The organism is Microbacterium sp. LMI12-1-1.1 (genome assembly GCF_040676455.1).
Classification (GTDB): domain Bacteria; phylum Actinomycetota; class Actinomycetes; order Actinomycetales; family Microbacteriaceae; genus Microbacterium.
The window spans coordinates 39125-62127 of the sequence record NZ_JBEGIA010000001.1; the positions used below are offsets into that span (position 1 = coordinate 39125).

At 71.0% G+C, this 23003-nt stretch carries 28 protein-coding genes; 13 read left to right on the top strand and 15 right to left on the bottom strand.

Translation table 11 applies throughout. The annotated features are described in order from the left end of the window. Positions 1-22: 22 nt before the first annotated feature. A complete protein-coding gene (locus MRBLMI12_RS00165; protein ID WP_363355682.1) occupies positions 23-1186 on the top strand; it encodes a cysteine desulfurase family protein in 1164 nt (387 codons plus the stop codon). A 270-nt stretch (positions 1187-1456) separates the two neighbouring features. Then, the gene (locus tag MRBLMI12_RS00170; protein ID WP_363352877.1) at positions 1457-2410 is read left to right on the top strand and encodes a glycosyltransferase family 2 protein; all 954 of its coding nucleotides are present in this window, start codon (positions 1457-1459) and stop codon (positions 2408-2410) included. A gap of 21 nt (positions 2411-2431) precedes the next feature. Here the strand turns inward: MRBLMI12_RS00170 and MRBLMI12_RS00175 are convergent, their stop codons facing one another. Continuing rightward, positions 2432-4450 (bottom strand): ABC transporter ATP-binding protein, encoded by a 2019-nt coding sequence (locus tag MRBLMI12_RS00175; RefSeq protein ID WP_363355684.1) that lies wholly within the window; start codon positions 4448-4450, stop codon positions 2432-2434. A gap of 47 nt (positions 4451-4497) precedes the next feature. On the opposite strand from MRBLMI12_RS00175, the gene MRBLMI12_RS00180 reads away from it, so the two are divergent. The 3 genes from MRBLMI12_RS00180 (at position 4498) to MRBLMI12_RS00190 (ending at position 7077) form a co-directional block, all read left to right on the top strand. After that, positions 4498-4707 (top strand): hypothetical protein, encoded by a 210-nt coding sequence (locus MRBLMI12_RS00180; RefSeq protein ID WP_308869513.1) that lies wholly within the window; start codon positions 4498-4500, stop codon positions 4705-4707. A 133-nt stretch (positions 4708-4840) separates the two neighbouring features. Next, positions 4841-6373 (top strand): DHA2 family efflux MFS transporter permease subunit, encoded by a 1533-nt coding sequence (locus MRBLMI12_RS00185; RefSeq protein WP_363352879.1) that lies wholly within the window; start codon positions 4841-4843, stop codon positions 6371-6373. 107 nt (positions 6374-6480) lie between these two features. Beyond that, positions 6481-7077, top strand: coding sequence for a carboxymuconolactone decarboxylase family protein (locus MRBLMI12_RS00190; protein WP_363352881.1), 597 nt, complete (start codon positions 6481-6483; stop codon positions 7075-7077). Here the strand turns inward: MRBLMI12_RS00190 and MRBLMI12_RS00195 are convergent. The 6 genes from MRBLMI12_RS00195 to MRBLMI12_RS00220 form a co-directional block, all read right to left on the bottom strand. Continuing rightward, the gene (locus MRBLMI12_RS00195) at positions 7064-7573 is read right to left on the bottom strand and encodes a hypothetical protein (protein ID WP_349427900.1); all 510 of its coding nucleotides are present in this window, start codon (positions 7571-7573) and stop codon (positions 7064-7066) included. The genes MRBLMI12_RS00190 and MRBLMI12_RS00195 overlap by 14 nt on opposite strands. A gap of 33 nt (positions 7574-7606) precedes the next feature. Next, positions 7607-7729, bottom strand: a complete 123-nt coding sequence (locus MRBLMI12_RS00200) for a hypothetical protein (RefSeq protein ID WP_363352883.1) — start codon at positions 7727-7729, stop codon at positions 7607-7609. A gap of 53 nt (positions 7730-7782) precedes the next feature. Further along, entirely contained in the window at positions 7783-8616 is an 834-nt protein-coding gene (locus tag MRBLMI12_RS00205) for a DNA-formamidopyrimidine glycosylase family protein (RefSeq protein WP_363352885.1), read from the bottom strand. Positions 8617-8655: 39 nt separating this feature from the next. Next, positions 8656-8967 (bottom strand): hypothetical protein, encoded by a 312-nt coding sequence (locus tag MRBLMI12_RS00210; RefSeq protein WP_363352887.1) that lies wholly within the window; start codon positions 8965-8967, stop codon positions 8656-8658. Then, a complete protein-coding gene (locus tag MRBLMI12_RS00215) occupies positions 8960-9151 on the bottom strand; it encodes a hypothetical protein (RefSeq protein ID WP_349427904.1) in 192 nt (63 codons plus the stop codon). Before MRBLMI12_RS00215 ends, MRBLMI12_RS00210 begins: the two co-directional genes overlap by 8 nt. A 119-nt stretch (positions 9152-9270) precedes the next feature. Further along, positions 9271-9639: a hypothetical protein gene (locus MRBLMI12_RS00220; RefSeq protein WP_363352889.1), complete on the bottom strand. Its 369-nt coding sequence runs from the start codon at positions 9637-9639 to the stop codon at positions 9271-9273. A gap of 157 nt (positions 9640-9796) precedes the next feature. Between MRBLMI12_RS00220 and MRBLMI12_RS00225 the strand changes: the two genes are divergently transcribed. The 3 genes from MRBLMI12_RS00225 to MRBLMI12_RS00235 all read left to right on the top strand — a co-directional run bounded on the left by MRBLMI12_RS00225 (position 9797) and on the right by MRBLMI12_RS00235 (position 12025). Beyond that, positions 9797-10273, top strand: a complete 477-nt coding sequence (locus MRBLMI12_RS00225) for a MarR family winged helix-turn-helix transcriptional regulator (RefSeq protein ID WP_363352891.1) — start codon at positions 9797-9799, stop codon at positions 10271-10273. Between the two features lie 90 nt (positions 10274-10363). Further along, positions 10364-11146, top strand: coding sequence for an EI24 domain-containing protein (locus MRBLMI12_RS00230; RefSeq protein ID WP_363352893.1), 783 nt, complete (start codon positions 10364-10366; stop codon positions 11144-11146). Between the two features lie 96 nt (positions 11147-11242). Then, positions 11243-12025, top strand: coding sequence for a patatin-like phospholipase family protein (locus MRBLMI12_RS00235; protein WP_363352895.1), 783 nt, complete (start codon positions 11243-11245; stop codon positions 12023-12025). Between the two features lie 28 nt (positions 12026-12053). Here MRBLMI12_RS00235 and MRBLMI12_RS00240 read toward each other — a convergent pair whose 3' ends face one another. Together MRBLMI12_RS00240 and MRBLMI12_RS00245 are read right to left on the bottom strand one after the other, a co-directional pair. Further along, on the bottom strand, positions 12054-12854 hold the full coding sequence (locus MRBLMI12_RS00240; protein ID WP_363352897.1) for a DUF1206 domain-containing protein: 801 nt from the start codon (positions 12852-12854) through the stop codon (positions 12054-12056). Positions 12855-12918: 64 nt separating this feature from the next. Then, positions 12919-13620 carry a phosphatase PAP2 family protein gene (locus MRBLMI12_RS00245; RefSeq protein WP_363352899.1) on the bottom strand — a complete coding sequence of 234 codons (702 nt, stop codon included), beginning with the start codon at positions 13618-13620 and terminating at the stop codon, positions 12919-12921. A 116-nt stretch (positions 13621-13736) separates the two neighbouring features. Between MRBLMI12_RS00245 and MRBLMI12_RS00250 the strand changes: the two genes are divergently transcribed. Continuing rightward, a complete protein-coding gene (locus tag MRBLMI12_RS00250; protein WP_363352901.1) occupies positions 13737-15110 on the top strand; it encodes an NAD(P)-binding protein in 1374 nt (457 codons plus the stop codon). A gap of 16 nt (positions 15111-15126) precedes the next feature. Here the strand turns inward: MRBLMI12_RS00250 and MRBLMI12_RS00255 are convergent, their stop codons facing one another. After that, positions 15127-15432, bottom strand: coding sequence for an NIPSNAP family protein (locus tag MRBLMI12_RS00255; protein WP_349427912.1), 306 nt, complete (start codon positions 15430-15432; stop codon positions 15127-15129). 211 nt (positions 15433-15643) lie between these two features. On the opposite strand from MRBLMI12_RS00255, the gene MRBLMI12_RS00260 reads away from it, so the two are divergent. Then, positions 15644-15994 carry a LysR family transcriptional regulator gene (locus MRBLMI12_RS00260; RefSeq protein WP_349427913.1) on the top strand — a complete coding sequence of 117 codons (351 nt, stop codon included), beginning with the start codon at positions 15644-15646 and terminating at the stop codon, positions 15992-15994. 71 nt (positions 15995-16065) lie between these two features. Here MRBLMI12_RS00260 and MRBLMI12_RS00265 read toward each other — a convergent pair whose 3' ends face one another. Both MRBLMI12_RS00265 and ychF read right to left on the bottom strand, forming a co-directional pair. Then, positions 16066-16755, bottom strand: coding sequence for an alpha/beta fold hydrolase (locus MRBLMI12_RS00265; RefSeq protein ID WP_349427914.1), 690 nt, complete (start codon positions 16753-16755; stop codon positions 16066-16068). A gap of 67 nt (positions 16756-16822) precedes the next feature. Further along, on the bottom strand, positions 16823-17896 hold the full coding sequence (ychF, locus tag MRBLMI12_RS00270; RefSeq protein WP_349427915.1) for a redox-regulated ATPase YchF: 1074 nt from the start codon (positions 17894-17896) through the stop codon (positions 16823-16825). Positions 17897-18025: 129 nt separating this feature from the next. Between ychF and MRBLMI12_RS00275 the strand changes: the two genes are divergently transcribed. After that, positions 18026-18682, top strand: a complete 657-nt coding sequence (locus MRBLMI12_RS00275; protein ID WP_349427916.1) for an SAM-dependent methyltransferase — start codon at positions 18026-18028, stop codon at positions 18680-18682. A gap of 45 nt (positions 18683-18727) precedes the next feature. On the opposite strand, the gene MRBLMI12_RS00280 is transcribed toward MRBLMI12_RS00275, so the two are convergent. Next, complete coding sequence (locus MRBLMI12_RS00280) at positions 18728-19486, bottom strand: class I SAM-dependent methyltransferase (protein ID WP_363352904.1); 759 nt, start codon at positions 19484-19486, stop codon at positions 18728-18730. Positions 19487-19561: 75 nt separating this feature from the next. Here MRBLMI12_RS00280 and MRBLMI12_RS00285 point away from each other — a divergent pair, with 75 nt between their 5' ends. Together MRBLMI12_RS00285 and MRBLMI12_RS00290 are read left to right on the top strand one after the other, a co-directional pair. After that, on the top strand, positions 19562-20164 hold the full coding sequence (locus tag MRBLMI12_RS00285; RefSeq protein WP_349427918.1) for a 3'-5' exonuclease: 603 nt from the start codon (positions 19562-19564) through the stop codon (positions 20162-20164). A gap of 75 nt (positions 20165-20239) precedes the next feature. Next, positions 20240-21562 carry a DNA recombination protein RmuC gene (locus tag MRBLMI12_RS00290; protein WP_363352906.1) on the top strand — a complete coding sequence of 441 codons (1323 nt, stop codon included), beginning with the start codon at positions 20240-20242 and terminating at the stop codon, positions 21560-21562. 48 nt (positions 21563-21610) lie between these two features. Here MRBLMI12_RS00290 and MRBLMI12_RS00295 read toward each other — a convergent pair whose 3' ends face one another. Then, the gene (locus MRBLMI12_RS00295) at positions 21611-21823 is read right to left on the bottom strand and encodes a UDP-N-acetylmuramyl pentapeptide phosphotransferase (RefSeq protein ID WP_349427920.1); all 213 of its coding nucleotides are present in this window, start codon (positions 21821-21823) and stop codon (positions 21611-21613) included. 143 nt (positions 21824-21966) lie between these two features. Beyond that, a complete protein-coding gene (glpX, locus tag MRBLMI12_RS00300; protein ID WP_308869542.1) occupies positions 21967-22956 on the bottom strand; it encodes a class II fructose-bisphosphatase in 990 nt (329 codons plus the stop codon). Positions 22957-23003 lie beyond the last annotated feature (47 nt).

A 23003-nucleotide genomic window follows, 5' to 3' on the forward strand; every position in this document is an offset into this window, starting at 1 on the left:
ACGAGACCGGCACCCGATGAGCATGCTCTACCTCGACAACGCGGCCACGACCCCGGTGCGCCCGGAGGTGCTCGAGGCGATGATGCCCTATCTCACCCGCTGGTACGGCAACCCGTCGAGCCACCACACCGTGGGCGAGGCGGCCGCCGATGCGCTGGCCGACGCCCGCGCGCGCGTCGCCCGGGTGCTCGGACTCCGCGCCGGCGACGTCGTGTTCACCTCCGGCGGCACCGAGGCCAACAACCTCGCGATCAAGGGCATCTCCATCGCGGCCGCCCTGCGCCGCGACGGTGCGGCGGGCGCCGTGCGCCGCGCGCACGTGGTCACGACGCCGATCGAGCACGAGTCGGTGCTCGAGTCGGTCGCGTACCTCGAGAGGGTGCACGGCTTCGCGGCGACGTACACGCCCGTCGACGAGCACGGCCGGGTGTCGGCGGATGCTCTGGCGCGGAGCCTGCGCGACGACACGGTTCTCGTGAGCCTCGGGTACGCCAACAACGAGGTCGGGACGGTCCAGGATGCCGCGGGCCTCGCGGCCGCCCTCCGCGAGCGACGGGTGCCGCTGCACCTCGACGCCGTGCAGGCGGCCGGATGGCTGACGCTGTCGGCGGCGGAGCTCGGCTACGACGCGATATCCCTCGCCGGCCACAAGCTCGGCGCGCCGAAGGGCACCGGGGTGCTCGGCATCCGCGGCCGGATCCCGCTCGAGCCGCTGCTGCACGGCGGCGGCCAGGAGCGCGGCCGGCGCAGTGGCACGGAGGACGTCGCCGGCGCTGTCGGGTTCGCCGCCGCGCTGGAGCTCGCCGAAGCGGAGCGCGTCGAGGCATCGGCCCGCGTCGGCGCGATCCGCGACCGCTTCATCGCACGCGTGCTCGAGCTCGTGCCGTCCGCGCGGCTTACCGGCGACCCCGTGCACCGGCTCGCCGGCACCGCGAGCTTCACCTTCGCCGGCACCAGCGGAGAGGCCGTCCTGCTCGAGCTGGAGCGGCGGGGCGTCGTCTCGTCCAGCGGTTCCGCGTGCGCGGCGGGCAGCGACGAGCCGTCGCACGTGCTCCTCGCGATGGGCATCGCGCCCGAGCTCGCGCAGACCGCCGTGCGGTTCACGTTCCCCCGCTGGCTGAACGCACCGCTGGACGCCGTCGCCGACGCGGTCGAGGCATCCGTCGCCGCGGTGGCCGGCCCGTGACCTGGTCGCCCGCGAGGCTGGTTCGACGGCCTCCGAGCCGGCCTGAGAGAGGAGATGCCTGGAGTTGCGCCACCGACCCAGCAGACACCATCCCTCACACCCCATTGAACTTCCGGTTCACACACACGATGCAGGCTGGGTGAACCGGAAGTTCAATGGCGAAATGCAGAGGGTCCGACGGCCCTCGAACCGCCGCATCCCTCCGCACCCCGCGGCGCGAATGCCCGCACGACGGGTCCCGGTGCCCCCGGGCGACCGTAGGATCAGGACGTGACCCCCGCCGTGACCGTGATCGTGCCCGGCTACGACGTGGCGGCCTACGCCGGCGAGGCGCTGGACTCGCTGCGTGCCCAGACGCGGACCGACTGGACGGCGATCCTCGTCGACGACGCGTCGACCGATGAGACCGGCGCCCTGTTCGACGCCGCGGCCGCGGACGACGACCGGTTCCGCGTGGTGCACCACCCGGCGCAGCGCGGCCTCGGCGCCGCGCGCAACAGCGGGCTCGAGCTGGTGCGCACGCCGTTCGTCGGCTTCCTCGACGCCGACGACCGCCTGACGCCTCGTGCGCTCGAGCGGCTCGTCGGCACCCTCACCGCCAGCGGCAGCGACTTCGCGCTCGGTGCGTACGTGCGGCTGCGCCCCGACACCGCGGGGTCCTACACCGCCGGCATCGTGCAGCCGTGGGTCGCGGCCGCCACCGACCCGACGCGTCTCGGGACGACGCTCGACGAGCACCCCGAGGCATCCGGCAACATCGTGGCGTGGTCGAAGGTGAGCCGCACCGACCTCTGGCACCGCACCGGGCTGCGGTTCCCCGTCGGCAAGGCCTACGAGGACCAGGTCGTCGCGCAGCAGATGTACACGCGTGCGCGCGCCTTCGACGTCATCCCCGACGTCGTCGTCGAGTGGCGCGAGCGGGCGGACGGCTCGTCCATCACGCAGCACAAGGGCGAGCTGCCGGTGCTCCGCGACTACCTCGACGCACTGACGGGTGGCATCGCGGTGCTGGATGCCGCCGGCCAGACGCGGGCGGCGGCATCCCGTGTGCGGCTCATTCTCACGATGGATCTGCCGCCCCTCGTCGACCTGGCGCGCGACCACGTCGACGACGCCTATCGGCGCGACCTCGGCGCCTTCGCGCGCGCGCTCTGGGCGCGCACGGACGGTGCGGAACTGCCGCAACCGGCCGCGACCGCCGTCGCCGCAGCCCGTCTGTGGTGACCTCGGCCTGAGGACCCGGCCTCAGTCCTCCGGCCAGTCCGCGTCGCGGATGACGGCCCGGCCGGACGCGAGCACCTCGTCGGGCGTGACCACGGCGAGGTCCGGAGCGATGTCGGCCCGGCGGTCGGGGTGGTCCGCCGGCGGCTCGGCGTCCTCCGCCTCGAGGATCTTGGTCGTCGCGAGCTGTTGCGCCGCGAGTTCGGTGTAGAGCCCGCCGGCGGCGAGCAGCGACGCATGCGTGCCCGACTCGACGATGCGCCCCGCCTCGACCACGTGGATCACGTCGGCGGCGATCACCGTCGACAGCCTGTGGGCGATCGACAGCGTGGTGCGGCCGCGGGCCGCGGCGTCGAGCGCCTCCTGCACGACGCGCTCCGACACGGTGTCGAGCGCCGACGTGGCCTCGTCGAGGAGCAGCACGGGCGGATCCTTCAGCAGCACGCGCGCGATGGCGATGCGCTGCTTCTCGCCGCCCGACAGCCGGTAGCCGCGCTCGCCGACGACCGTGTCGTAGCCGTTCTCGAATCGCTCGATGACGTGATGGATGTTGGCCGCGCGGCAGGCCGCCTCGAGCTCGGCATCCGTCGCGTCCGGCTTCGCGTAGCGGAGGTTCTCGCGGATGGTGGCATGGAACAGGTAGGTCTCCTGCGACACGATGCCCACATTGTCGACGATCGACTCCTGCTGGAGGCGGCGCACGTCCTCTCCGGCGAAGAGCACGGACCCGCCGGATGCCTCGTACAGGCGCGGCGTCAGATAGAGCACGGTCGTCTTGCCGGCGCCCGACGGGCCCACGAAGGCGACGTGCTGGCCGGGCTCCGCCACGAAGGAGACGCCGCGCAGCGTCGCGCGGCTGTCGGCGGCGGCATCCGGGTAGCGGAACACGACGTCGCGGAACTCGATGCGGCCGAGCGGGCCCGGCGCGTCCGCGACGTCGATGGCGTCGGGATCGTCGCGGATCGCCGGCACCAGGTCGAGGTACTCGAAGATGCGCGCGAACAGCGCCGACGAGGTCTGCAGGTCGAGCGAGACGCGCATCAGGCCCATGAGCGGCATGAGCAGCCGCGCCTGCACGGTGGTGAACGCGACGATCGTGCCGGCGGTGATGGCATCGCTGCCGCCGCCGATCAGATACCCCGAGACGAGGTAGATGATCGCGGGGACGCTCGCCATGATGACCTGCACGACCGCGAAGAAGCCCTGGCCGCTCATCGCGCGCCGCACCTGCAGGCGCACCTGGTTGAGGTTCTCGTCGGCGTAGCGCGTCGCCTCGGTGCGCTGCCGGTTGAACGACTTCGACAGCAGGATGCCCGAGACGCTCAGGGTCTCCTGCGTGATCGCCGTCAGCTCCGACAGCGACTCCTGCGTCTCGCCGGCGATGCGCGCCCGCACCTGGCCGACGCGGCGCTGCACGAGCACCAGGAAGGGCATGAGGACGACGGCGATGATGGTCAGCCGCCAGTCGATGAGGATCATGGCGACGAGCGAGGCGACGACCGTGACGGTGTTGCCGAGGATGCTCGTCACGGTGTTCGTCAGCACGCCGGAGACGCCGCCCACGTCGTTCTGCAGGCGCGACTGGATGACGCCGGTCTTGGTGCGGGTGAAGAAGCCGAGCTCCATCGACTGCAGGTGGTCGAACAGCGTCACGCGCAGATCGCCCGTAACGCGGTTGCCGACGGTGGACGTGAGCCAGGTCTGGACCACCCCGAGCCCCGCCGAGAGCAGGAACAGCGCGATCATGGCGACCACGAGCTTCCACAGCAGCCCGAGGTCGGGCGCCGATCCGTCCAGCGGGAACAGCGCGTCGTCGAACACCCGCTGCACCAGCAGCGGCGGGATGACGGCGATGCCCGCCCCCGCGACGACCAGGAAGCCGGTGATCACGATCGACCACTTGTACGGCCGGAAGAGCCCGACGACCCGCTTGCCCAGATCGGGGATCTCCGGCGCCTCGGCGTTCGCCCGCCGCTGCGCGTCGGTGTCGACCGGCCGGAAGCCGGGGTGCCCGCCCCCGCCTCCGCCCCCACCGCCGCGCATGCTCACATGGCCAGCCTAATGAGCGCCGCCGACGCTAGGCTCGTGCCATGACCTCGACTCCCGACGCCCCCGAACACGACGGCAGCGACCTCGCCGAGCTGCGCGAGGAGATCGACGCCCTCAAGGCCATCCCGCACGAGGAGATCGTCAACCCGCTCCCGAAGAACCTCGAGGACCGCGAACCCGAGGCCGAGCCGACCGACGCGATCGGCTCGGAGCGGTGGGACGACACGGAGCCGCGGCGCTCCGGCAGCTGATCCGAACGGTCGCCCCGACGCCGGCTGACGTTCCCTGAATCGGGAATGGGATGTCGGAACCTGAGGTTATGGTGAGAGCTTGCCATCCTCGGGTGGCACTTCGCTGTCCATCCGAGCCTCGAGGAGACGACCTATGGCCGCCATCGATACGACCCCCGGAACGGGCAGCATCTCCGCTGTCCCCCGCGCCACCGCGCCGGGCGCCACACCCAAGCTCGGTCCCCGTGAGAGCCGCGTCATCTGGCTGCTCCTCGCCGCCGCATTCGTCGCGATCCTCAACGAGACCACGATGGGCGTCGCGATCCCGCACCTCATCACCGACCTCGGCATCACGGCGCTGGCCGCTCAGTGGCTGACGACCGCCTTCATGCTGACCATGGCCGTGGTCATCCCGATCACCGGCTTCCTGCTGCGCCGATTCACCACGCGAACGATGTTCGTCGCCGCGATGGGGCTGTTCTCGACGGGAACGCTCCTCGCGTTCCTGTCGCCGGGCTTCCCGATGCTGCTCGTCGCGCGCGTCGTGCAGGCGTCGGGCACCGCCATCATGATGCCGCTGCTCATGACGACCCTCATGACCGTCGTGCCGGCGGCCATCCGCGGCCGCATGATGGGCCGCGTCAGCATCGTGATCTCGCTCGCTCCGGCGATCGGCCCGACCCTCGCGGGCGCCATCCTCAACAACTTCGAGTGGCGCTGGATCTTCGGCATCGTGCTGCCCATCGCGATCGTCGCCCTCGTCGTCGGTGCGCGCTGGATCCACAACCTCGGCGAGACGACGCACGCTCGCATCGACATCCTCTCGGTCATCCTCTCGGCGCTCGGCTTCGGTGGCCTGGTCTTCGGTCTCAGCCAGCTGGGCGCCGGTGGTCACGGCACTGGAGCGGATGCCGCGGCCGCGAGCGCCGCCTCGACCACGACGCTCGTCGTGTCGCTGTCGGTGGGCGTCGTCGCGCTGGGCCTGTTCGGCTGGCGCCAGCTCGTGCTGCAGCGCAAGGACGACGCGCTGCTCGACCTGCGCGTGTTCCGCAGCGCGAACTTCTCGCTGTCGATCGGCCAGATGGCGATCATGTCGATGGCGTTCTTCGGCGCCATCACCGTGGTTCCGCTCTACGTCCAGGACGTGTTGCAGGTCGACCCGCTCACCACGGGCCTCGTGGTGCTGCCGGGAGCGATCGCGATGGGTCTCGCCGGCCCGTTCATCGGTCGCATCTACGACCGCTGGGGCACGACGGTGCTGCTGGTGCCCGGCGCCGTGATCACGAGCGCGATGCTGTGGTTCTACACGAGCTTCGGCTCCGCGACGCCGGTGTGGCTGGTCGCGGTGGCGCAGACGGTGCTGTCGATCGGCCTGGCGCTGTCGTTCACGCCGCTCTTCACGGCGTCGCTCGCGTCGCTGCAGCCGAAGTTCTACTCGTACGGCTCGGCGGTCGTCGGCACCGTGCAGCAGGTCGCGGGTGCCGCCGGCATCGCGCTGATGTTCGGCGTGATGGCCGCAGCGACCGCCGGCGCGACATCGTCGGGTGCCGATGAGATCGCCGCGGGCGCGGCCGGAACGCACGCCGCGTTCCTCACCGCCGCGTTCCTGTCGCTGCCGCTGCTCGTCGGCGCATTCCTCATCCGCAAGCCGGCCGACCAGCCGATGGGCGCGCCCATGGGGCACTGATCGCGCAGCCGCGCCGTTCCCGGTATCAGGCGGACGCCCCACCCCTCGACAGGGGGTGGGGCGTCCGCCATTCTGGTTGCGCCCGAATCCGACGGGAAGGCCCGACAATGATCGTCAGCACTCCAGACCTCGACGGCGCCGCCGGCCATGTCGCCGACATGTACGACAGCGACCTGAGCGGCGACGGCTTCGTCTTCGCATACACCCGGGCGATGGCGGTGAACCCCGAGGCGCACCAGGCCTTCGAGACCCTGATACGGGCGATCGTGCCGTCGATCGGCCTGCGCACCTACGAACTCGCTACGCTCGGCGCGGCGCGCGCGATCGGCTCGGAGCACTGCCTCCTCGCGCACGGGCGCAGGAGTCTGCGTGCCGGCCTGTTCGACGAGGACCAGCTGGCGCAGCTCGCGCGCGACGGCGTCGGGGCCGACCTCGACGAGCGAGACCGTGCCGTGGTCGCCTACTCCGAGAAGCTGTCGACGGATGCCGCGGCCATGACAGACGCCGACTCCGGCCGCCTGCGCGAGGTGGGGTTCACGGACCGCGAGATCGTCGACATCACTCTCGCCGCGGCCGCGCGCAACTTCTTCAGCCGGGCGCTGCTTGCTCTGGCCGTTCCGGTCGACGACGTGCCGGGGCTCACCTCGGAGCTCATCGCGGCGTTGCGATCACCGGGCGACGCTGCGCGCGTCAGTGGTGGATGACCGCCTTCAGCAGGATGAGCACTCCGCCGAACGCGGCGGTGACCACGGCGCTGACGATGCGCGGCAGCCAGTGTGTGCTCCAGCGCGCCACGGCGATCCACCCCAGTGCTCCGAGGAGCACGGTGTTGACGATGAGCGCCACCCAGAGGGCGAGGCTGTCGTCGATCACCCGTGTCGCTCCGAGGAGCAGGATGATGAGCGGAGGCACCGCGGCGAGGAGCATGCCGCCCGATTGATGGGCAGAGGCGCGAAGGCTTGCGCGCAGCCCGGCCTTCCCGTCCGTGGCGGCCAGGCGACCGAGCGTGCCGGCGAAGACGTGGGCGGCGAAGAACACGACCACCGTGACACCGACGGTGATCAGGGCGTCGACGGCCGTGCCGGTCGAGGATCCGCTGACGACGATCATGCCCGAGACCAGGATCAGTCCGTAGATCGCCTCCTCCGACATGAGGATGCGACCCACGCGCGGCGTGATCTGGAGCTGTTCGTCGGTCATCGACGGCGCGTCGCGGTGTTCGGGAGCGTCAGGTCAGTCGATGCTGCAGCTGCCGCCGCCGCAGCACGAGCCCGCGGAGTCGACGACGGTGAGGAGGTTCTTGTCGTCGGGAACCGGCGCGAGCGTGACAGGGGCCGGCTGCTGCGAAGTCGTCATGCCGTCCATGCTACCCAGGTCCGCGGACCACGAGGGCGCTCCGCGGCGCGATGTCAGAGCGGCGCTCCGCCGTTCTGACAGGTGGGGCAGTACTGCGCGGCCGTGCCGGAGAACGTGAGATCGAGGATCGTGTCGCCGCAGACCGGGCATGCTTCACCGCTGCGCCCGTGCACGCGCATGGCGGCGACCTTCTGCGCCTTCAACTGGTCGATCGGCACTCCGCTCCGAGCGGCGATGGCGTCTCGGACCGTCGTCACCGTCGCCTCGAACAGGCGATCGGTCGCCGCCGCGTCGAGGGCCGCGGCGTGCGTCACCGGCGACTGGCGGGCGACATGGAGGATCTCGTCGGAGTAGGCATTGCCGATGCCCGCGAGCGACTCCTGCTCTTGGAGGATGGCCTTGACCTGCTTCCGGCGCCCGCCGAGTGCAGCGTCGAACTGGGCGCGGGTGAAGGCGGGGTCAGCCGGATCGGGGCCGAGCTTCGCGATCGCGGGGACCTCGTCGGCGCGGTCGACAACGAACAGGCCGAGTGACACCCAGGATCCGGCATCCGTCACCTGCAGCGAGACGTCGCCCGACAGATCGAGCGTGGCGAGGGCCGGCGGCGCCTCGGCCGGCAGGTCGGCGCCCTCTGAGTCTGTGCGGAGCCAGCGCATCCACCCGTGACGGCCGAGCGACACCACGAGACTCTTCTCCTCGAGGAGGAGTTCGACATGCTTGCCATGACGCACCGCACCGGTGATGCTGCGTCCGGCGATGCCGGCGGGCGGCGCGTTGCGCGTCTTGACCGTGCGGAACTCCAGCACATCGACGGCGCGGATCTCACGACCGGATGCCTCGTCGGCGAGGAACCGCGCGAGAGCCTCGACCTCTGGCGACTCAGGCATGGCCCCATCCTGCCACCGGCCGCCGACACGACGATGGCCTCACGCGTGCGCGGGCGGGCGGTGCGGGATCGGATCGGGCTTGAGCGCGCCGAGACTGCGGCACTGCTCCAGCATCTGCACGGCGGCGAGGAAGAGCATCTCCAGCGACGCGAACCGGGCGGTGCCGCAGCCGACCGACACCCAGACGGCTTCGTAGATGCCGTCGTCGCGCAGCTCCACATATGCGACCAGGCTGGACGGATCGCCGCGGTCGATCGCCTGGTCGCGCAGCCGCCACGCGCGATCGGCGAGAGGGGTCAGCACGAGCTGGTGGACGTCGTCGCGCATGTTCGCCTCTGCGCTCTCACTCATGCCTGTCCGCCGGCATGGGTCCCCACCAGGGGTGCTCGAGCCAGGGGCGCTCACGGCGCCGCTCGGCGGCGTCGCCGCGCGCCGAGCGCTCGCTCGGCCCGGTTGCGCGGGACGACTCCGGCGCCGATGGCTCGTCCGGCGTCGGCCTCTGCACGACGTCCTCGTCGGCGATGGGTTCCGGCATCGTCATCCTCCTGCGCTCTGAGGATGCGGCCTCGCGGCATCCAGGGCAAAGGGGTTGACAGCGGACCTGCGAGCCGTCCGCGTGCCCTTTCCGAAGGCAGTCCGACGAGGCGAACGCGGTCAGGCGGCGGGCTGCGCCACCTCCGGTCGTTCCCGCGGCTGCGGGGGCGGGCCCTCGCCCGACGCCCCGAGCAGACGGACGTCCGCGAGGTCGAGGACGAGTCCGCCGTTGGAACTGGCGGCGGCCGCCAGGCTCGCGAGGAGAGCGTGATCGATCGCCGGTTCTTCGATCGTCTCGAACACGAAGCGCAGCGGGATGGACGGCTCCAGCCACACTGACGAACGGCCACTGCCGTCGGGGTGTCGCCAGGTCAGCATGAAGCTCTCGTTGCGGCGCAGCTTGGTAGCGACGACGAGTTTGACGTGTGCGAGGAGATGCTCCGGCATGTGGACCGGATCGCCCTCGGCACCGTAGATCAGTTCAGCCATGGTGCTGTTCCTTCCGAAGGCCTGCGCTCCATAATAGTTCGTCATCGAACTATTCGACGATGAGAGTTCTGCCATCGAGTGTTTCATTCACGTGAATTTCATGGTGCAATAGGTTCCCTGCGCCGCGGTGACGCACAGGGCAGAGAGGGGCCAGGTCGTGGTAGATCACACGGGGGCATCCGCATCGACGGAGGGCAGCCGACCTGATGTCGCCGGCATCCTCGAGCATCTCCGTCTTGCCGAGGCGAAGCTCAATCGCCAGCGCGAACAGCAGAGCGGGATGACCGAGACCGATCGCGCCGCGATGCGGTATCTGCTTGAGCGCCGAGATTCCGAAGAGGTCACGCCCGGAAGGATCGCGCGCGCGCTGCATCTGTCGCCCGCCTCCGGGACTGCTCTCATCGATCGCCTGGTGGCCCGCGGACTCGTGGTCGTGCACGGTCACCCTCATGACCGCCGCAAGAAGCTCGTGCGGCCGCTCGACAGTGACATCGACCTCGACCACCTGGATCCGCTCACGATGCGGCTGCGCTCGATCGCTGCGAAACTCACATCCGGCGACGCGCGGATCGTCGCGACGTTCCTCGAGGACGTGCTCGCATCCGTCACGCACGCGACCGCGCCCTCGCACTGATCGCCCGGCCGCCGATACCTGTCGGCCCCGCACAAGGCATCGAGGGCTTCGCCGCGAGGGATGCCGAGATTCGACCGTAGGCTGAGGCCGATGCGCGACTTCGTCAGAGGGGTGGCCCTCCTGGGCCGTGGCTTCGCCACGTGGCGGCGCCGTCCCGGCCTCATGATGCTGGGGCTGTTGCCCGCCGCGATCGTCGGCGCCCTGTTCCTGGCGGGCCTGATCGCACTCAGCGCCTCGCTGCCCGGGCTCACGGACGCCATGACGCCCTTCGCCGACGGCTGGCCCAGCCTGTGGGCGACGGTCTTCCGCATCGCCGTCGGCACGGCGCTTCTCGGGGCGGCGCTCGTGCTGGTCGTCGTCACGTTCACCGCCGTCACGCTGCTCGTCGGCGACCCGTTCTACGAGCGCATCTGGAGGGCCGTGGAGACGGATGCCGGAGCCGCCCCTCCCGATGCCCGCTACGGATTCTGGCGCTCGGTCGCCGACGGGCTGTCGCTCATCGGCCGCGGGCTGGGGGTCGCCCTCCTCGCCGCGCTCATCGGGCTCGTGCCGGTGGTGGGCGGCGCGCTGAGCGCCGTGTTCGGCGTGACCCTCACCGGTTGGCTGGTGGCCGACGAGCTGACGTCACGGGCTTTCACGGCGCGGGGCATGGCCCGGCCTGCGCGGCGGCAGCTGATGCGCCGCCACCGCGCTCGCGTGCTGGGCTTCGGCGTCGCCACGCAGCTCACGTTCCTGGTGCCGCTCGGCGCCGTGGCCACGATGCCCGCCGCCGTGGCAGGTGCGGCGCTGCTGGCGCGATCGATGCTCGACCCGAGCCCCTCGCAGGCGGCGGCGCGCGGCTCGGACAACGAGCTCGGCATCCGTCCCGCCTGATCGCGGATCGAAGGCCACCGCGAGATCGCGCGCATCCACAGTCGCCACCCATCTGCGCGGTGCTAGCTTGGCTGCGCACGACGAGTGGAGGACCACGTGGGCGACGACCCTGATCTCGGGCTCGTGCTCGGCGGCGGCGGCGCTTTCGGCGCCGCGCACGTGGGCGTCCTGCAGGTCCTGGCCGAGCGAGGCATCCAGCCGGGGATCGTCACGGGAACCAGCTCGGGCGCCCTGGTCGGCGCCGCCTACGGCGCCGGCGTCGAGCTGGACGCCCTCGACCGCGCCACACGGGGATTCCGCTGGGGCGCGATCGCACGCTGGTCGCTGGCTCCGCGGTGGGGCCTGCTCGACACGACCGCCATCGTCGACGCCGTCTCGCGGACACTCGGCACGGACCCCCTCATCGAGAATCTGCCGCGTCGCTTCGCGGCGTTCGCCACCGACCTCCGCACCCGGCGCGGCGTGATCCTCGACAGTGGTCCGCTGAGCCTCGCGCTGCGGGCGACGGTCGCCGTCCCGGGCCTGCTCCCGCCGGTACGTCGGGGCCGCGAGCTGCTGGCCGACGGCGGGATGATCGACAACGTGCCGGTCGCGGCCGCCCGCGCGCTCGGCGCGTCCCGCGTCATCGTGGTGCGACTGCACGCGAAGTGGGAGAACGTGCGAATGATGCGCACCGTCACCCGCACGACGGAACTCGTCGAGGACCCGTCGGTCGTGCTCGTCCAGCCCGAGATGGAAGGCATGGCGCAGTGGACGATGTCCGACGTGCCGCGCCTCATCGCCGAGGGGCGCCGTGCCGCGACATCGGCGCTGGATGACGCGCAGTGGGGCCGCCCGAGCGTCGCGGCGTCAGAAGACGGGCGGCCGAAGAGCGGCTGAGAGCGAGAGGGCGCTGCGGCGGAGTCGCTCACATCCGCGCATAGCGGGCACGCGCGAAGCAGAACAGGCCGTAGATGATCAGCCCCGCCGCAACCACCCAGAGGATCAGCGGCCCGAACGGCAGCTCGGCAAGCGTATGGAGGGCGCCATCCAGTCCCCCGGCCTTCTCCGGGTCGTGAGTGAATGCCGCCACGACGAAGAGCGCTCCGGTGACGGCGACCGCGACGCCCTTCGCGACATAACCCACGACGCCGAACGTCACGACCCCCGTGCGGACGGCACCGGCCGGAAGATCCAGGTTCTTCTCGAAGGCCTGGGTGAACCCGCGGACGACGAAGGCGATGCCGATGGCGAGCACGATGAGTCCGATCAGCACGAGCAGGATCAGGCCGCCGGTACTGGCTATCAGCTGCGCGCTGAGGCTCTGCGACGACTGCGAGGAGTCGGACTGGCCGCCCAGCGCGTACACGAGCGCAGTGAAGGCGATCGCGAGGTAGACCACCGCGGTGCCGGCGAACTTCACCCGATGACCCCACTTCTTCTTGGCGTCGGCGTCCCGCGCAAGAAAGGCCTCCGCGATCTGCCACGCGGCGAGCGCCACGAGCCCGACCACGATCGCCCAGAGGAGCACCGTGCCGGCAGGAGAATCCCGGATCGTCTCCATCGCCCCACCCTGGTCCGCCTCGCCCCCGCCGCCCATCGCGACCGAGATCGCGATGACGCCGATCACGATGTGCAGCACGCCGAGCACGAAGTAGCCGATGCGGGCGATCGTGCGGAAGACGGGTGATTCCGTCGCGGTGCGCGCCGCGTTCTTGGCAGTGGTCATGGCCGAAGCGTATCCAGGTGCCGGCACCCGACGGAGGGGGTTGCAATCGGGCGGGATCCAGGCATCACACCGCCACGCGCGACGCCGACGTCGCCCGCCGGATCCGGTAGGCCTGGACGGCACTCCACACCAGCGTCGCCACAGCGACGCCCTCCAGCATTCCGGCGATGACGTCGCTCAGCCAGTGCGCGTGCAGATAGGTCCGGCTCCACATCATGTAGAGCACCCAGAACGCGCCGAGGAGCCATACGTACCAGCGCCGCAGCAGCAGCCCGAGGGTGACCGCCATCGTCGTCGCGACGGCGGTATGACCGGAGGGGAACGACGTGGCGACGCTCTCGGCGAGCGAGTCCGCGGGCCTCACGCGCGCGATGACGGCGGCCATGGGCGCGCCGATCGCGACGACCACGAGGATGGCGCTCGCGAGCGTCACGGCATCCCATCGTCTTCTCTGCCACACGAAGATCGCCACGAGGAGGATGCCGATCACGATGACTCCGATCGTGCCGCCGACGACGGCGGGCACCCATGCCGCGATGATGCCGACCTCACCGAGGGTCGCCAGCATGACGTCGTGCCACCACAGGTCGGCCGGGAGCGGTTCGTGCCCCCCGAGCGCCACGACGAAGCGCAGCACCACGAAGGCGACCGTCGCGACCACCCCCACGACGAGGACGACGGCCCGGTGGGGTTCCGGGTGCGGAAGACGCTCGACGGACGTGGACGCGTATGGCGCCGCCGTCCCCTGACCCTCGTCGTCGCTCACCTGCCCATTGTCGGTGCGTCAGGCGACTTCGCCGTCGCTCTTGCCCCTGGGCCCCGGCCGGTGTAGCGCGGGGACCGCCCATTGACGCCGATCACCTCCACTGCTCTGATGAGCGCATGGAGGAGATCGTCGACGTCGACTACCTGGTGGTCGGCGCGGGAGCGATGGGAATGGCGTTCGTGGATGCCCTCACCGCCCACGCCGACGTCTCGGTGGCGATCGTCGACCGTCGCCACGGCGCGGGCGGCCACTGGCTCGATGCCTACGGGTTCGTGCGGCTGCATCAGGCCTCGGCCTTCTACGGGGTCGCATCGACACTGCTGGGCGGCGGACGTGTGCAGTCCGATGGCCCCGAGCGCGGGCTGCACGAACGAGCGCGCGCAGCCGAGGTCACGGAGTACTACGCCCGCGTCCTGACCCGTCTCACGGGGACCGGGCAGGTCGTGTTCCACGGGCGCTCCGAGTACCTGGGAGAGCGCAGGTTCGCATCGCTGCTGAGCGGACGGCGATTCCGCGCGCCCCGGGCTCGGGTGGTGGATGCCGCGTACCTGTCGCCCGACATCCCCTTCCTCACGCCCCCGCCGTTCGCCGTCGCGGATGGCGCCCACGTCATCGCCGTGAACGACCTGGTCCGGATCTCGCATGCCCCCGAGCGCTACGTCATCGTCGGGGCGGGCAAGACCGCCACCGACACGTGCGTGTGGCTGCTGCAGAACGGCGTGTCACCGAACGAGATCACCTGGGTGCGACCGCGCGATGCGTGGCTGCTCAACCGCGCCGTCGTGCAGCCGGATCCCGCGGTCTTCCTGGGCATGGCCGCCGACACGATGGCCGCCGCGGCGGAAGCCACCAGCCCCGACGACGTGTTCCTCCGGATGGAGGATGCCGGGATCATGCTCCGCATCGACGCGACGGTGACGCCGACGATGGCCAAGACCCCCACTCTCGCGACGTGGGAGCTCGACCTCGTCCGGACGATCGACGACGTCGTCCGCCGCGGTCACCTGCGCGCCATCGGTCCAGGACGCCTGCGCTTCGCCGACGGCGACGTGCGGGTCCCCGCCGACACGCTCGTGGTGCACTGCGCGGCCGAGGGCCTCAAGTACCCGGGTCTGCGGTCGATCTGGACCGCGGAGGCGATCACCCCGCAGCCGGTCCGGGTGGGGTTCCCGTGCTTCGGGGCCGCGCTCGCCGGCTACGTCGAGGCCACGCGCGACGACGACGACGAGAAGAACCGCGTGTGCAGGCCGTCGCCGCACGCGAACACGCCCACGGACTGGACGACGATGCAGGTGATCGGCGGCGATGCGTCGCTCGCGATGACGAGGGAGACCGACCTGCGGGAGTGGTCGAACGCCACGACGCTCAACCCTGCCCGCATCCCTGCCGACCTCGCCGGCGATCCGTCCGTCCTCGCGGCGCGCGACCGCCTGAAGCAGAACATCGCCGCCGGACGGGCACGTCTCGCGGCGCTCGCGAGCGTGAGGTGAGGCCACCGCCCGGCGGTCAGCCGAAGACCGGGGTCTGGAAGCGTCGCTCGTAGCGGCGGATGCACTGCGTGTCGCGCGCGAACTGGAAGGCCGCCAGGCATTCCGGATCGGTGCGGGAGGCGATGCGATAGGCCTCGTAGTCCGCCATCGACGGGAACGTGAACAGCGCGAAGGCCTCGTCGCTGTCCCCCTCGCTGGGCAGGAAGTAGCCGTGGTGGGTGCCGCCGAGCCCGTTGACCAGCCGGATCCACTCGCGGCCGTACTGCGTGAACTCCTCGAGCTTGTCGGGGTCGATCTCGTAGCGCAGGTGGATGGTGATCATGGTGCTCCTTTCATCGGTCGAGCCGGCGGGGCTGCGAGCGGGTCGTCTCCGATTGTCGCCGACCTCCGCGCGGCCGCCCGCGGATCCGCGCCGCCTGCCGCACTGCTGGCCGGATCACGTGCACGTTTGGCAGCAGTCGGACGTCCGCCCGGCGGCGGTCCGGATGCCGGCACCCCCGTATCCTGAAGGCGCAGGCAACGGAAGGCTCGCTGTGAACATCACTCACCTGGAACGGTTCGTCACCGTCGTCGCCGAAGACCTGCACTTCCCGCGTGCTGCCGATCGCCTCGGCATCCCGCTCGCGTCTCTGTACTCGTCGATCGACAAGCTCGAGGCGGAGGTCGGCCACCCGCTCGTCACCCGCAGCAAGCCCACCTGGACCCTGACGCCGGCGGGGGTGCTGCTGCTCGAGGAGGCGAAGCGCCGGATCGCCGAGGCCCCCGCCGCCGCGCCGAAGCCGAAGGTGCCCGCCGGCGGCAAGGCGAAGGCCTCGAAGGGCAAGGGTCGGGCTCCGGCCGTGAAGGGGCAGCCGAAGCCGTTCAAGAAGCGTCAGGGCCGCTAGCACGACGCTCTGGCGGAACCACGACTGCGGCCGCGCCGCCGTCTGCCGGCGCGAGCGCGCTGCGGAACGGCTCAGTCCCAGTCGAGGTAGTCCTCGATGGGCCACGCGGTCGCACCGACGTGGGTCACCGGGAACAGGTGCCCGGCTCCCTCGACGCGCGTGACGCTCACCCGATCGGGCGCGGACGCCTGCAGCTCTTCGCCGTTCGACGGAGGGGTCATGCGGTCCTCGGTGCCCTGCACGACCAGCACCGGCACGGCCGGCGCCAGAGAGGACCATTCGAGCTCGGGCGTCGCCTCCAGCGCCGCCCGCTGCATCGACTCGACCTCGGCGTCGCGCGCCTGCGCCGGGATCTCCGACACGTCCGAGCTCAGCTCATCGGTCGCCACCGCACCCTCGACCCCGAGCAGCAGCACGCCGTTGACGCGTCCCGGATGATCGAGCGACACCGCCCGCGCGACGGAGCCGCCGAAGGCGTGACCGCCGACCCAGGCGCTCGCCAGTCCGAGGTGCTCCATCACGTCGACGACGTCCTGCGCCAGGTCGTGCATCGAGACCACCTGGTCGGCGGCAGCACGCGGATGACGGGGGCCGATGCGGACGACGTGGAAGTCCTCTTCCGCGAGGGCATGCGTCAGCGGGCCGAGGTAGCTGATGTTCAAGCCGCGCCCGGGGATGAGCACGAGCGCCGGGCCGTCGGCTCGTTCGTCGACGTACGGGATCGCGCGGCCGTCGGGCTCGAAGATCTGGGTTTCAGCCAAGGTTTCTGGGTCCTCTCGCGTGCACGTTTGGGGAGTAGCCCGCGCCCGGCCGGACGCGGTGGGGGCGTCAGACGTTGAACCGGAACTCGACGACGTCGCCGTCCTGCATGACGTAGTCCTTGCCCTCGAGACGGGCCTTGCCCTTCGCACGCGCCTCGACGATCGATCCGGTCGCCACGAGATCGTCGAACGAGATGACCTCGGCCTTGATGAAGCCCTTCTCGAAGTCGGTGTGGATCACGCCGGCGGCCTGCGGTGCCTTCCAGCCCTTGCCGATCGTCCAGGCCCGGGCTTCTTTCGGGCCCGCCGTGAGGTAGGTCTGCAGCCCGAGCGTGTCGAAGCCGATGCGGGCGAGCTGGTCGAGACCGGACTCGTCCTGGCCGGTCGAGGCGAGCAGCTCGGCGGCGTCCTCGGGGTCGAGATCGATGAGCTCGGACTCGATCTTCGCGTCCAGGAACACGGCATGGGCCGGCGCGACCAGGGCCTCGAGCTCGGCCTTGCGCGCGGCATCCGTCAGCACCGCCTCGTCGACGTTGAAGACGAAGATGAACGGCTTCGCCGTCAAGAGGCCCAGCTCCTTGATCGGCGCGAGGTCGATGCCCGACGCCGACAGCAGCACGCCGCGCTCGAGGGCGTCCTTCGCCTCGACGGCGGTGGCGAGCACCGACGGGTCGAGCTTGCGGCCCTTGACCTCCTTCTCGTACCGCGTGATCGCGCGGTCGAGCGTCTCGAGGTCGGCGAGCTGCAGCTCGGCGTTGATCGTCTCCATGTCGCTCTTGGGGTTGACCGCGCCCTCGACGTGGACGACGTCGTCGTCGTCGAAGCCGCGCACCACCTGGGCGATCGCGTCCGCCTCCCGGATGTTCGCGAGGAACTTGTTGCCCAGCCCCTCGCCTTCCGAAGCGCCGCGCACGATGCCGGCGATGTCGACAAACGACACCGCGGCGGGCAGGATGCGCTCGGAGTGGAAGATCTCCGCCAGCGTGTCGAGTCGCGGGTCGGGCAGGTTGACGACGCCGATGTTGGGCTCGATCGTCGCGAACGGGTAGTTCGCCGCGAGCACCTGGTTCTTGGTCAGGGCGTTGAAGAGGGTCGACTTGCCGACGTTCGGGAGACCGACGATTCCGATGGTGAGAGCCACGGGCATCCAGTCTACGTTGACGCGTGCGGGAGGCCCGCGCCGCTGCGCTCCTGCCGGGCGTCAGTCGGGGTCGATGCGCCACCGCATCAGGCCGTTGCCCGAGCACCGGCGCGCCGCGATACTGAACCCGTGGACGAGTGCTGTGCGCCGCACGCACCGGACGGATTCGATCGCGAGTTCAACGCCCGGTTCGCGCGCCGCCTCGCGCAGCGGTACCGGCGCGAGGGGCTCACGCCGAGCGCGCGGCTGGTGCTCGAGTTCGCCGACTCGCTGGGTCTCGACGGTGCGTCGCTGCTCGAGATCGGCGGTGGCATCGGCGATATCCAGCTCGAGGCGCTCAAGCGGGGCGCGTCGCACACCACCAATGTCGAGCTCTCGTCCGCGTACGAGCCCGAAGCCGCGCGACTCCTCGACGAGGCGGGGTTGCGCGCTCGCGTGACGAGGACGCTGGGGGTCGACCTCGCCGGCGCCCCCGAGGCCGTCGAGCCGGCCGACATCGTGGTGCTGCATCGTGTCGTCTGCTGCTACCCGGACTACGAACGGCTGCTCGGCGCCGCGGCCGGACGCGGAAGGCGCGCCGTGGTGTTCAGCCACCCGACGCACAGCCTCTTCGCCCGTCTGGCGGCTCGCACGATCAACGCCGTGTACGCGCTCACGGGGAATCCGTACCGCGCCTTCGCCCACGCCCCGGATGCGATGGTCGACGTGCTGCGCCGACGCGGCTTCGAACCGCGGTACCGCGGCCGCAGCGGTCCGTGGCACGTCGTCGGCGCGGTGCGCACCTAGCGGCCTGCGCGTCGACGCTTCGAGCGCCGCGCCCGGCGCGATGCCTCAGCGACGGATGCCGCGGTACGCGTGCGTGACGTACGGCAGGTCGACGACCTCGGTGCCGGTGGCGTCCGTGATGCGGCGCTCGTCGAACAGCAGGCCCACTGCGGTGAGGATCGCGCTCCGGTCGGCGTCGGAGGCGGTGATGACGTAGCTTCGCGATGCCACCATGTCCAGCAGTGCCGCCCGCGTGAGTGAGCGGGTCCAGTGCCACGACCGCGCCTCGAGTACGTCGAAGGGCGCGGCGACCTGCGGGCCCTCGCCCGACAGCATCTCCTCGGCGTGGCTGCCATGCATGGCGGCGGTGAGCCGCCCCACCCACGGGTCGGACTCGTCGCGGATGTTCCAGACGAGCCCGAGGACTCCACCGGCGCGCAGTACGCGCCCGACCTCCGCCGAGGCGGCGACGGGCTCGACCCAGTGCCACGCCTGTCCGAGCAGCACCGCGTCGACGGACGCGTCGGGAAGCGGCATCCGCTCGCCCGTTCCCACGAAGGTGGGGACGCCGTGCACGTGTGCGCGCAGCGCGGCGAGCATGTCGGGGTCGGGATCGATCGCGACGACCTCGGCGCCGGCCTCCACGACGGTGCGGGTCAGCTTGCCGGTGCCCGCGCCCACGTCGGCGACGCGGAGCGCGCGTCCGGGCTCGCGCACGGGCGCCAGCATCCAGTCCACCGCCTCGCGCGGATAGTCCGGCCTGCCTGACTCGTAGACTCCGGCGGCGGACCCGAACGACAGCGACATCTCCTCGCGACTGGCCATGCTCCGACCCTACGACGACGCCCTCGTGCGGCGCGCCTTCCGCCGGTGCGGCCCAGGCCGGGTGAGTCTGGGGACGTGCCACTGGATTTCACCGCGATCGACTTCGAGACGGCGAACTCCAGCAACGCGTCAGCCTGCGCGGTCGGTCTCGTGCGGGTGCGCGACGGCCGGATCGTCGAGAAGACCGGTTGGCTCATCCGCCCGCCGGCGGGGCACGACGTGTTCTTCGAGCTGAACGTGCGCATCCACGGCATCCAGCCCGAGGACGTCGCCGACGCCGCCACCTGGAGCCGGCAGCTCGCCGACATCGTCGCCTTCGCCGGCGACGACATCCTCGTCGCACACAACGCGGGCTTCGACATGGCCGTGCTCAAGCGCGCGTGCGACGCGACGGGCGACGACTGCCCGGCCTACCGCTACGCGTGCAGCCTCCAGGTCGCGCGCAAGGTGTACCGGCTCGAGTCGTACCGGCTGCCGTTCGTCGCCGCAGAGGCCGGCTTCGCCGACTTCCCCCATCACAACGCGACCGCCGACGCGCTGGCCTGCGCCCACGTGATGATCGACGCCGCACGCCGGGTGGGCGCGACCGACATCGAAGCCCTCACAGAGGCCGTCGGCGTGCGTGTGTCGCAGATCGCGATCGCCGCCGCACCCGCGATCTCGTTCGCCGTCGCCTAGGGCCGTCTCGTCCCCGTCGGCCGCGCCGCCGCGCGGCACGGCCGCCATGTCGGAGGCATCCCCCACTCTGGAGACATGGACGCAGTCGTGATCGGTGTGGTGGTGATCGCCTGCATCGTCGTGGGCGCCGTGGCGGGGTGGGCGGCGGGACTCGCACGCGGAGCGTCGCGCGCGGCCCGCGAGCAGGCCGATCTCACGGCACGCCTCGCGGGCTCAGAGGCGGCACGACAGGGGGTCCAGGCCCAGCTCGAGCACCAGCAGCTGCTCTACCGTGAACTGGCGAGCCAGGCCCGCCACGACCAGGCCGCGCGCGAGGAGCGCGAACGGCGCGAGCAGTCGGTGCTGCGCGCCCTCGCCCCCGTGCAAGAGACGCTGGCCGCGATGCACACCAAGGTCGACGACCTCGAACGGGATCGGCACCTCCAGTTCGGCACGCTCGCCGAGCAGCTGCGGCGCGCGCACGAGTCCGACGAGGCACTGCGCGCCACCACCGAGTCGCTCGCGAGCGCTCTGCGCTCCGGCAGCACGCGCGGCGTCTGGGGCGAGACGCAGCTGCGGCGGGTCGTCGAGGCCGCCGGGCTCACCCGGCACGTCGACTTCGATCTGCAGACCTCGATCACGACGGATGCCGGAGCCGGCCGCCCCGACATGGTCATCCGCCTCCCCGGCGACAAGGCCATCGCCGTCGACGCCAAGGTGCCGCTCGACGCCTTCCTCGAGGCGAGTGCGATCCCGCTGACGGCCCAGGGCGCCGAGGCGGCACGACGTCGCACCCTGCTCGACAAGCACGTCAAGGCGGTGCGCGCCCACGTCGACGCGCTGGCCCGCAAGACCTATTGGGCCGGCCTGTCCTCCAGCCCCGAGTTCGTGGTGTGCTTCCTTCCCAGCGAGTCGCTGCTCGCGGCCGCGCTCGAAGAGGACGCCTCGCTGCTCGACTACGCGTTCGGCAAGCGCGTCGCGCTGGCCTCGCCGGTGAACCTCTGGGCCGTCCTCAAGACCGTCGCGTACACGTGGACCCAGCAGGATGTGACGCAGGAGGCGCGGGTCCTCTTCGACCTCGGCAACCAGCTGTACGAGCGGCTGGGGTCGCTCGCCTCGCACGCCGACGACTTGCGCCGCGCGATCGAGCGGACCGTCGACAGCTACAACCGTTTCGCGGGATCGCTCGAGACGCGCGTGCTGGTGAGCGCGCGCAAATTCCCCGGTATCGACGCGACCAAGCTCGACGCGGTGAGCGAACCGGCCACGATCGACAAGACGCCGCGCCGGCTCACGGCGACGGAGCTGCTCGACGAGACGCTCGCCGGCATCGACGACCCTCCGCCGGCGACCACGGATGCCGCAGTGACCGCGGAACTGGGCGAGGTGCGCGCGCGCATCGCGGCGCCGAACGAATGAGGCGCGAGCTGCCGCTTGCGCTCTGCGGCGCGGCCGCGGGCTGCGGACTCAGGCGCCGCCGGGGACGAAGCTCAGCAGCACGATGACCGCGGCCGAGACGCCGACGAACGCGCCGACCATCCACCAGGCGCTGATCTCGTGACCTTCGTCGCGCCGCACCCGCAGCAGTACATCGGGTCGGCGTGCCGGATCGATCGCGTTGGCGACCACCGCGTGTGCGCCCGTCTGGGGCGACGACGGATCGGCGGACTGCACAGACATCGTCAACTCCTCGCTTCGGGAACACCGTCGTGTCGCCATCGACACCACAGTCGATTCTGCCAGAGTCGCCCCGCGACGGCGGTCACGAAACAGTCACAGGCGCATCATCTGCCGCACCTGTCACACCGGCACCGCGTGAGGCGTCACAACCACTTCGATACGAGGTGCTCCGACGAGATGCGGCGGAGCGTGCCGGACGCGCCTCGGAGCACGACGCTCTCGGTGTAGACGTATCCGCCTTCGCGGCGGACGCCCGCGACCAAGGCGCCGTCGGTGACTCCGGTCGCCACGAAGATCGTGTTGTTCCCCTTGACGAGTTCGTCCGCCTCGTAGACGTAGCCGTCGAGCTGCAGACCGGCGTCGACGCCCCGCTGCTTCTCGTCGTCGTCGCGCGGCCACAGTCGGCCCTGGATGTGCCCGCCGAGCGCCTTGATCGCGCACGCAGTGACGATGCCCTCCGGGCTTCCTCCGACACCGACGCACATGTCGGTGCGGGCGTTGTGACGGGCGGCGTTGATGCCGCCGGCGACGTCGCCGTCGCTCATCAGGCGCGTGCCCGCCCCTGCCTCGCGGATCTCCTCGATGAGGCGCTCGTGACGCGGGCGGTGCAGCACCGACACCACCAGCTCGTCGACGGGCTTGTCGAGGGCCTTCGCGAGCAGGCGGATGTTCTCGCCGATCGGCAGGCGGATGTCGACGACGCCCACACCGGCGGGTCCGGTGACGAGCTTGTCCATGTAGAAGACGCTGGAGGCGTCGAGCATGGTGCCGTGGTCCGAGACCGCGATCACCGAGAGGGCGTTGTTGCGCCCCGCGGCCGTCAGCGAGGTGCCGTCGATCGGGTCGACCGCGACGTCTGCCTGCGGACCGCGGCCGTTGCCGACGCGCTCGCCGTTGTAGAGCATGGGCGCTTCGTCCTTCTCGCCCTCGCCGATGACGATCGTCCCGTCGAAGTTCACCGTGGTGAAGAAGGCACGCATCGCGTCGACCGCCGCGCCGTCGGCCGCCTCCTTGGCGCCGCGGCCGATGAACGGCACCGCGCGGATCGCCGCCGCTTCCGTCGCCCGCACGAGTTCCAGTGCGAGGTTGCGATCGGGGTGGAGAGGACTCATATCCGCGGTAAGGCTGACCATGCGGTCAGCCTAGCCAGCCTCTCGCCCGATTCACGGGAATTTCACTC

Excerpts from the sequence above, each read along its gene's own strand:
- MRBLMI12_RS00165 (WP_363355682.1), top strand. The coding sequence starts at position 23 with ATGCTCTACCTCGACAACGCGGCCACGACCCCGGTGCGCCCGGAGGTG.
- MRBLMI12_RS00175 (WP_363355684.1), bottom strand. The coding sequence starts at position 4,450 with ATGCGCGGCGGTGGGGGCGGAGGCGGGGGCGGGCACCCCGGCTTCCGG.
- MRBLMI12_RS00180 (WP_308869513.1), top strand. The coding sequence starts at position 4,498 with ATGACCTCGACTCCCGACGCCCCCGAACACGACGGCAGCGACCTCGCC.
- MRBLMI12_RS00185 (WP_363352879.1), top strand. The coding sequence starts at position 4,841 with ATGGCCGCCATCGATACGACCCCCGGAACGGGCAGCATCTCCGCTGTC.
- MRBLMI12_RS00190 (WP_363352881.1), top strand. The coding sequence starts at position 6,481 with ATGATCGTCAGCACTCCAGACCTCGACGGCGCCGCCGGCCATGTCGCC.
- MRBLMI12_RS00195 (WP_349427900.1), bottom strand. The coding sequence starts at position 7,573 with ATGACCGACGAACAGCTCCAGATCACGCCGCGCGTGGGTCGCATCCTC.
- MRBLMI12_RS00200 (WP_363352883.1), bottom strand. The coding sequence starts at position 7,729 with ATGACGACTTCGCAGCAGCCGGCCCCTGTCACGCTCGCGCCGGTTCCC.
- MRBLMI12_RS00205 (WP_363352885.1), bottom strand. The coding sequence starts at position 8,616 with ATGCCTGAGTCGCCAGAGGTCGAGGCTCTCGCGCGGTTCCTCGCCGAC.
- MRBLMI12_RS00210 (WP_363352887.1), bottom strand. The coding sequence starts at position 8,967 with ATGAGTGAGAGCGCAGAGGCGAACATGCGCGACGACGTCCACCAGCTC.
- MRBLMI12_RS00215 (WP_349427904.1), bottom strand. The coding sequence starts at position 9,151 with ATGCCGGAACCCATCGCCGACGAGGACGTCGTGCAGAGGCCGACGCCG.
- MRBLMI12_RS00220 (WP_363352889.1), bottom strand. The coding sequence starts at position 9,639 with ATGGCTGAACTGATCTACGGTGCCGAGGGCGATCCGGTCCACATGCCG.
- MRBLMI12_RS00230 (WP_363352893.1), top strand. The coding sequence starts at position 10,364 with ATGCGCGACTTCGTCAGAGGGGTGGCCCTCCTGGGCCGTGGCTTCGCC.
- MRBLMI12_RS00240 (WP_363352897.1), bottom strand. The coding sequence starts at position 12,854 with ATGACCACTGCCAAGAACGCGGCGCGCACCGCGACGGAATCACCCGTC.
- MRBLMI12_RS00250 (WP_363352901.1), top strand. The coding sequence starts at position 13,737 with ATGGAGGAGATCGTCGACGTCGACTACCTGGTGGTCGGCGCGGGAGCG.
- MRBLMI12_RS00255 (WP_349427912.1), bottom strand. The coding sequence starts at position 15,432 with ATGATCACCATCCACCTGCGCTACGAGATCGACCCCGACAAGCTCGAG.
- MRBLMI12_RS00280 (WP_363352904.1), bottom strand. The coding sequence starts at position 19,486 with ATGGCCAGTCGCGAGGAGATGTCGCTGTCGTTCGGGTCCGCCGCCGGA.
- MRBLMI12_RS00290 (WP_363352906.1), top strand. The coding sequence starts at position 20,240 with ATGGACGCAGTCGTGATCGGTGTGGTGGTGATCGCCTGCATCGTCGTG.
- MRBLMI12_RS00295 (WP_349427920.1), bottom strand. The coding sequence starts at position 21,823 with ATGTCTGTGCAGTCCGCCGATCCGTCGTCGCCCCAGACGGGCGCACAC.
- glpX (WP_308869542.1), bottom strand. The coding sequence starts at position 22,956 with ATGGTCAGCCTTACCGCGGATATGAGTCCTCTCCACCCCGATCGCAAC.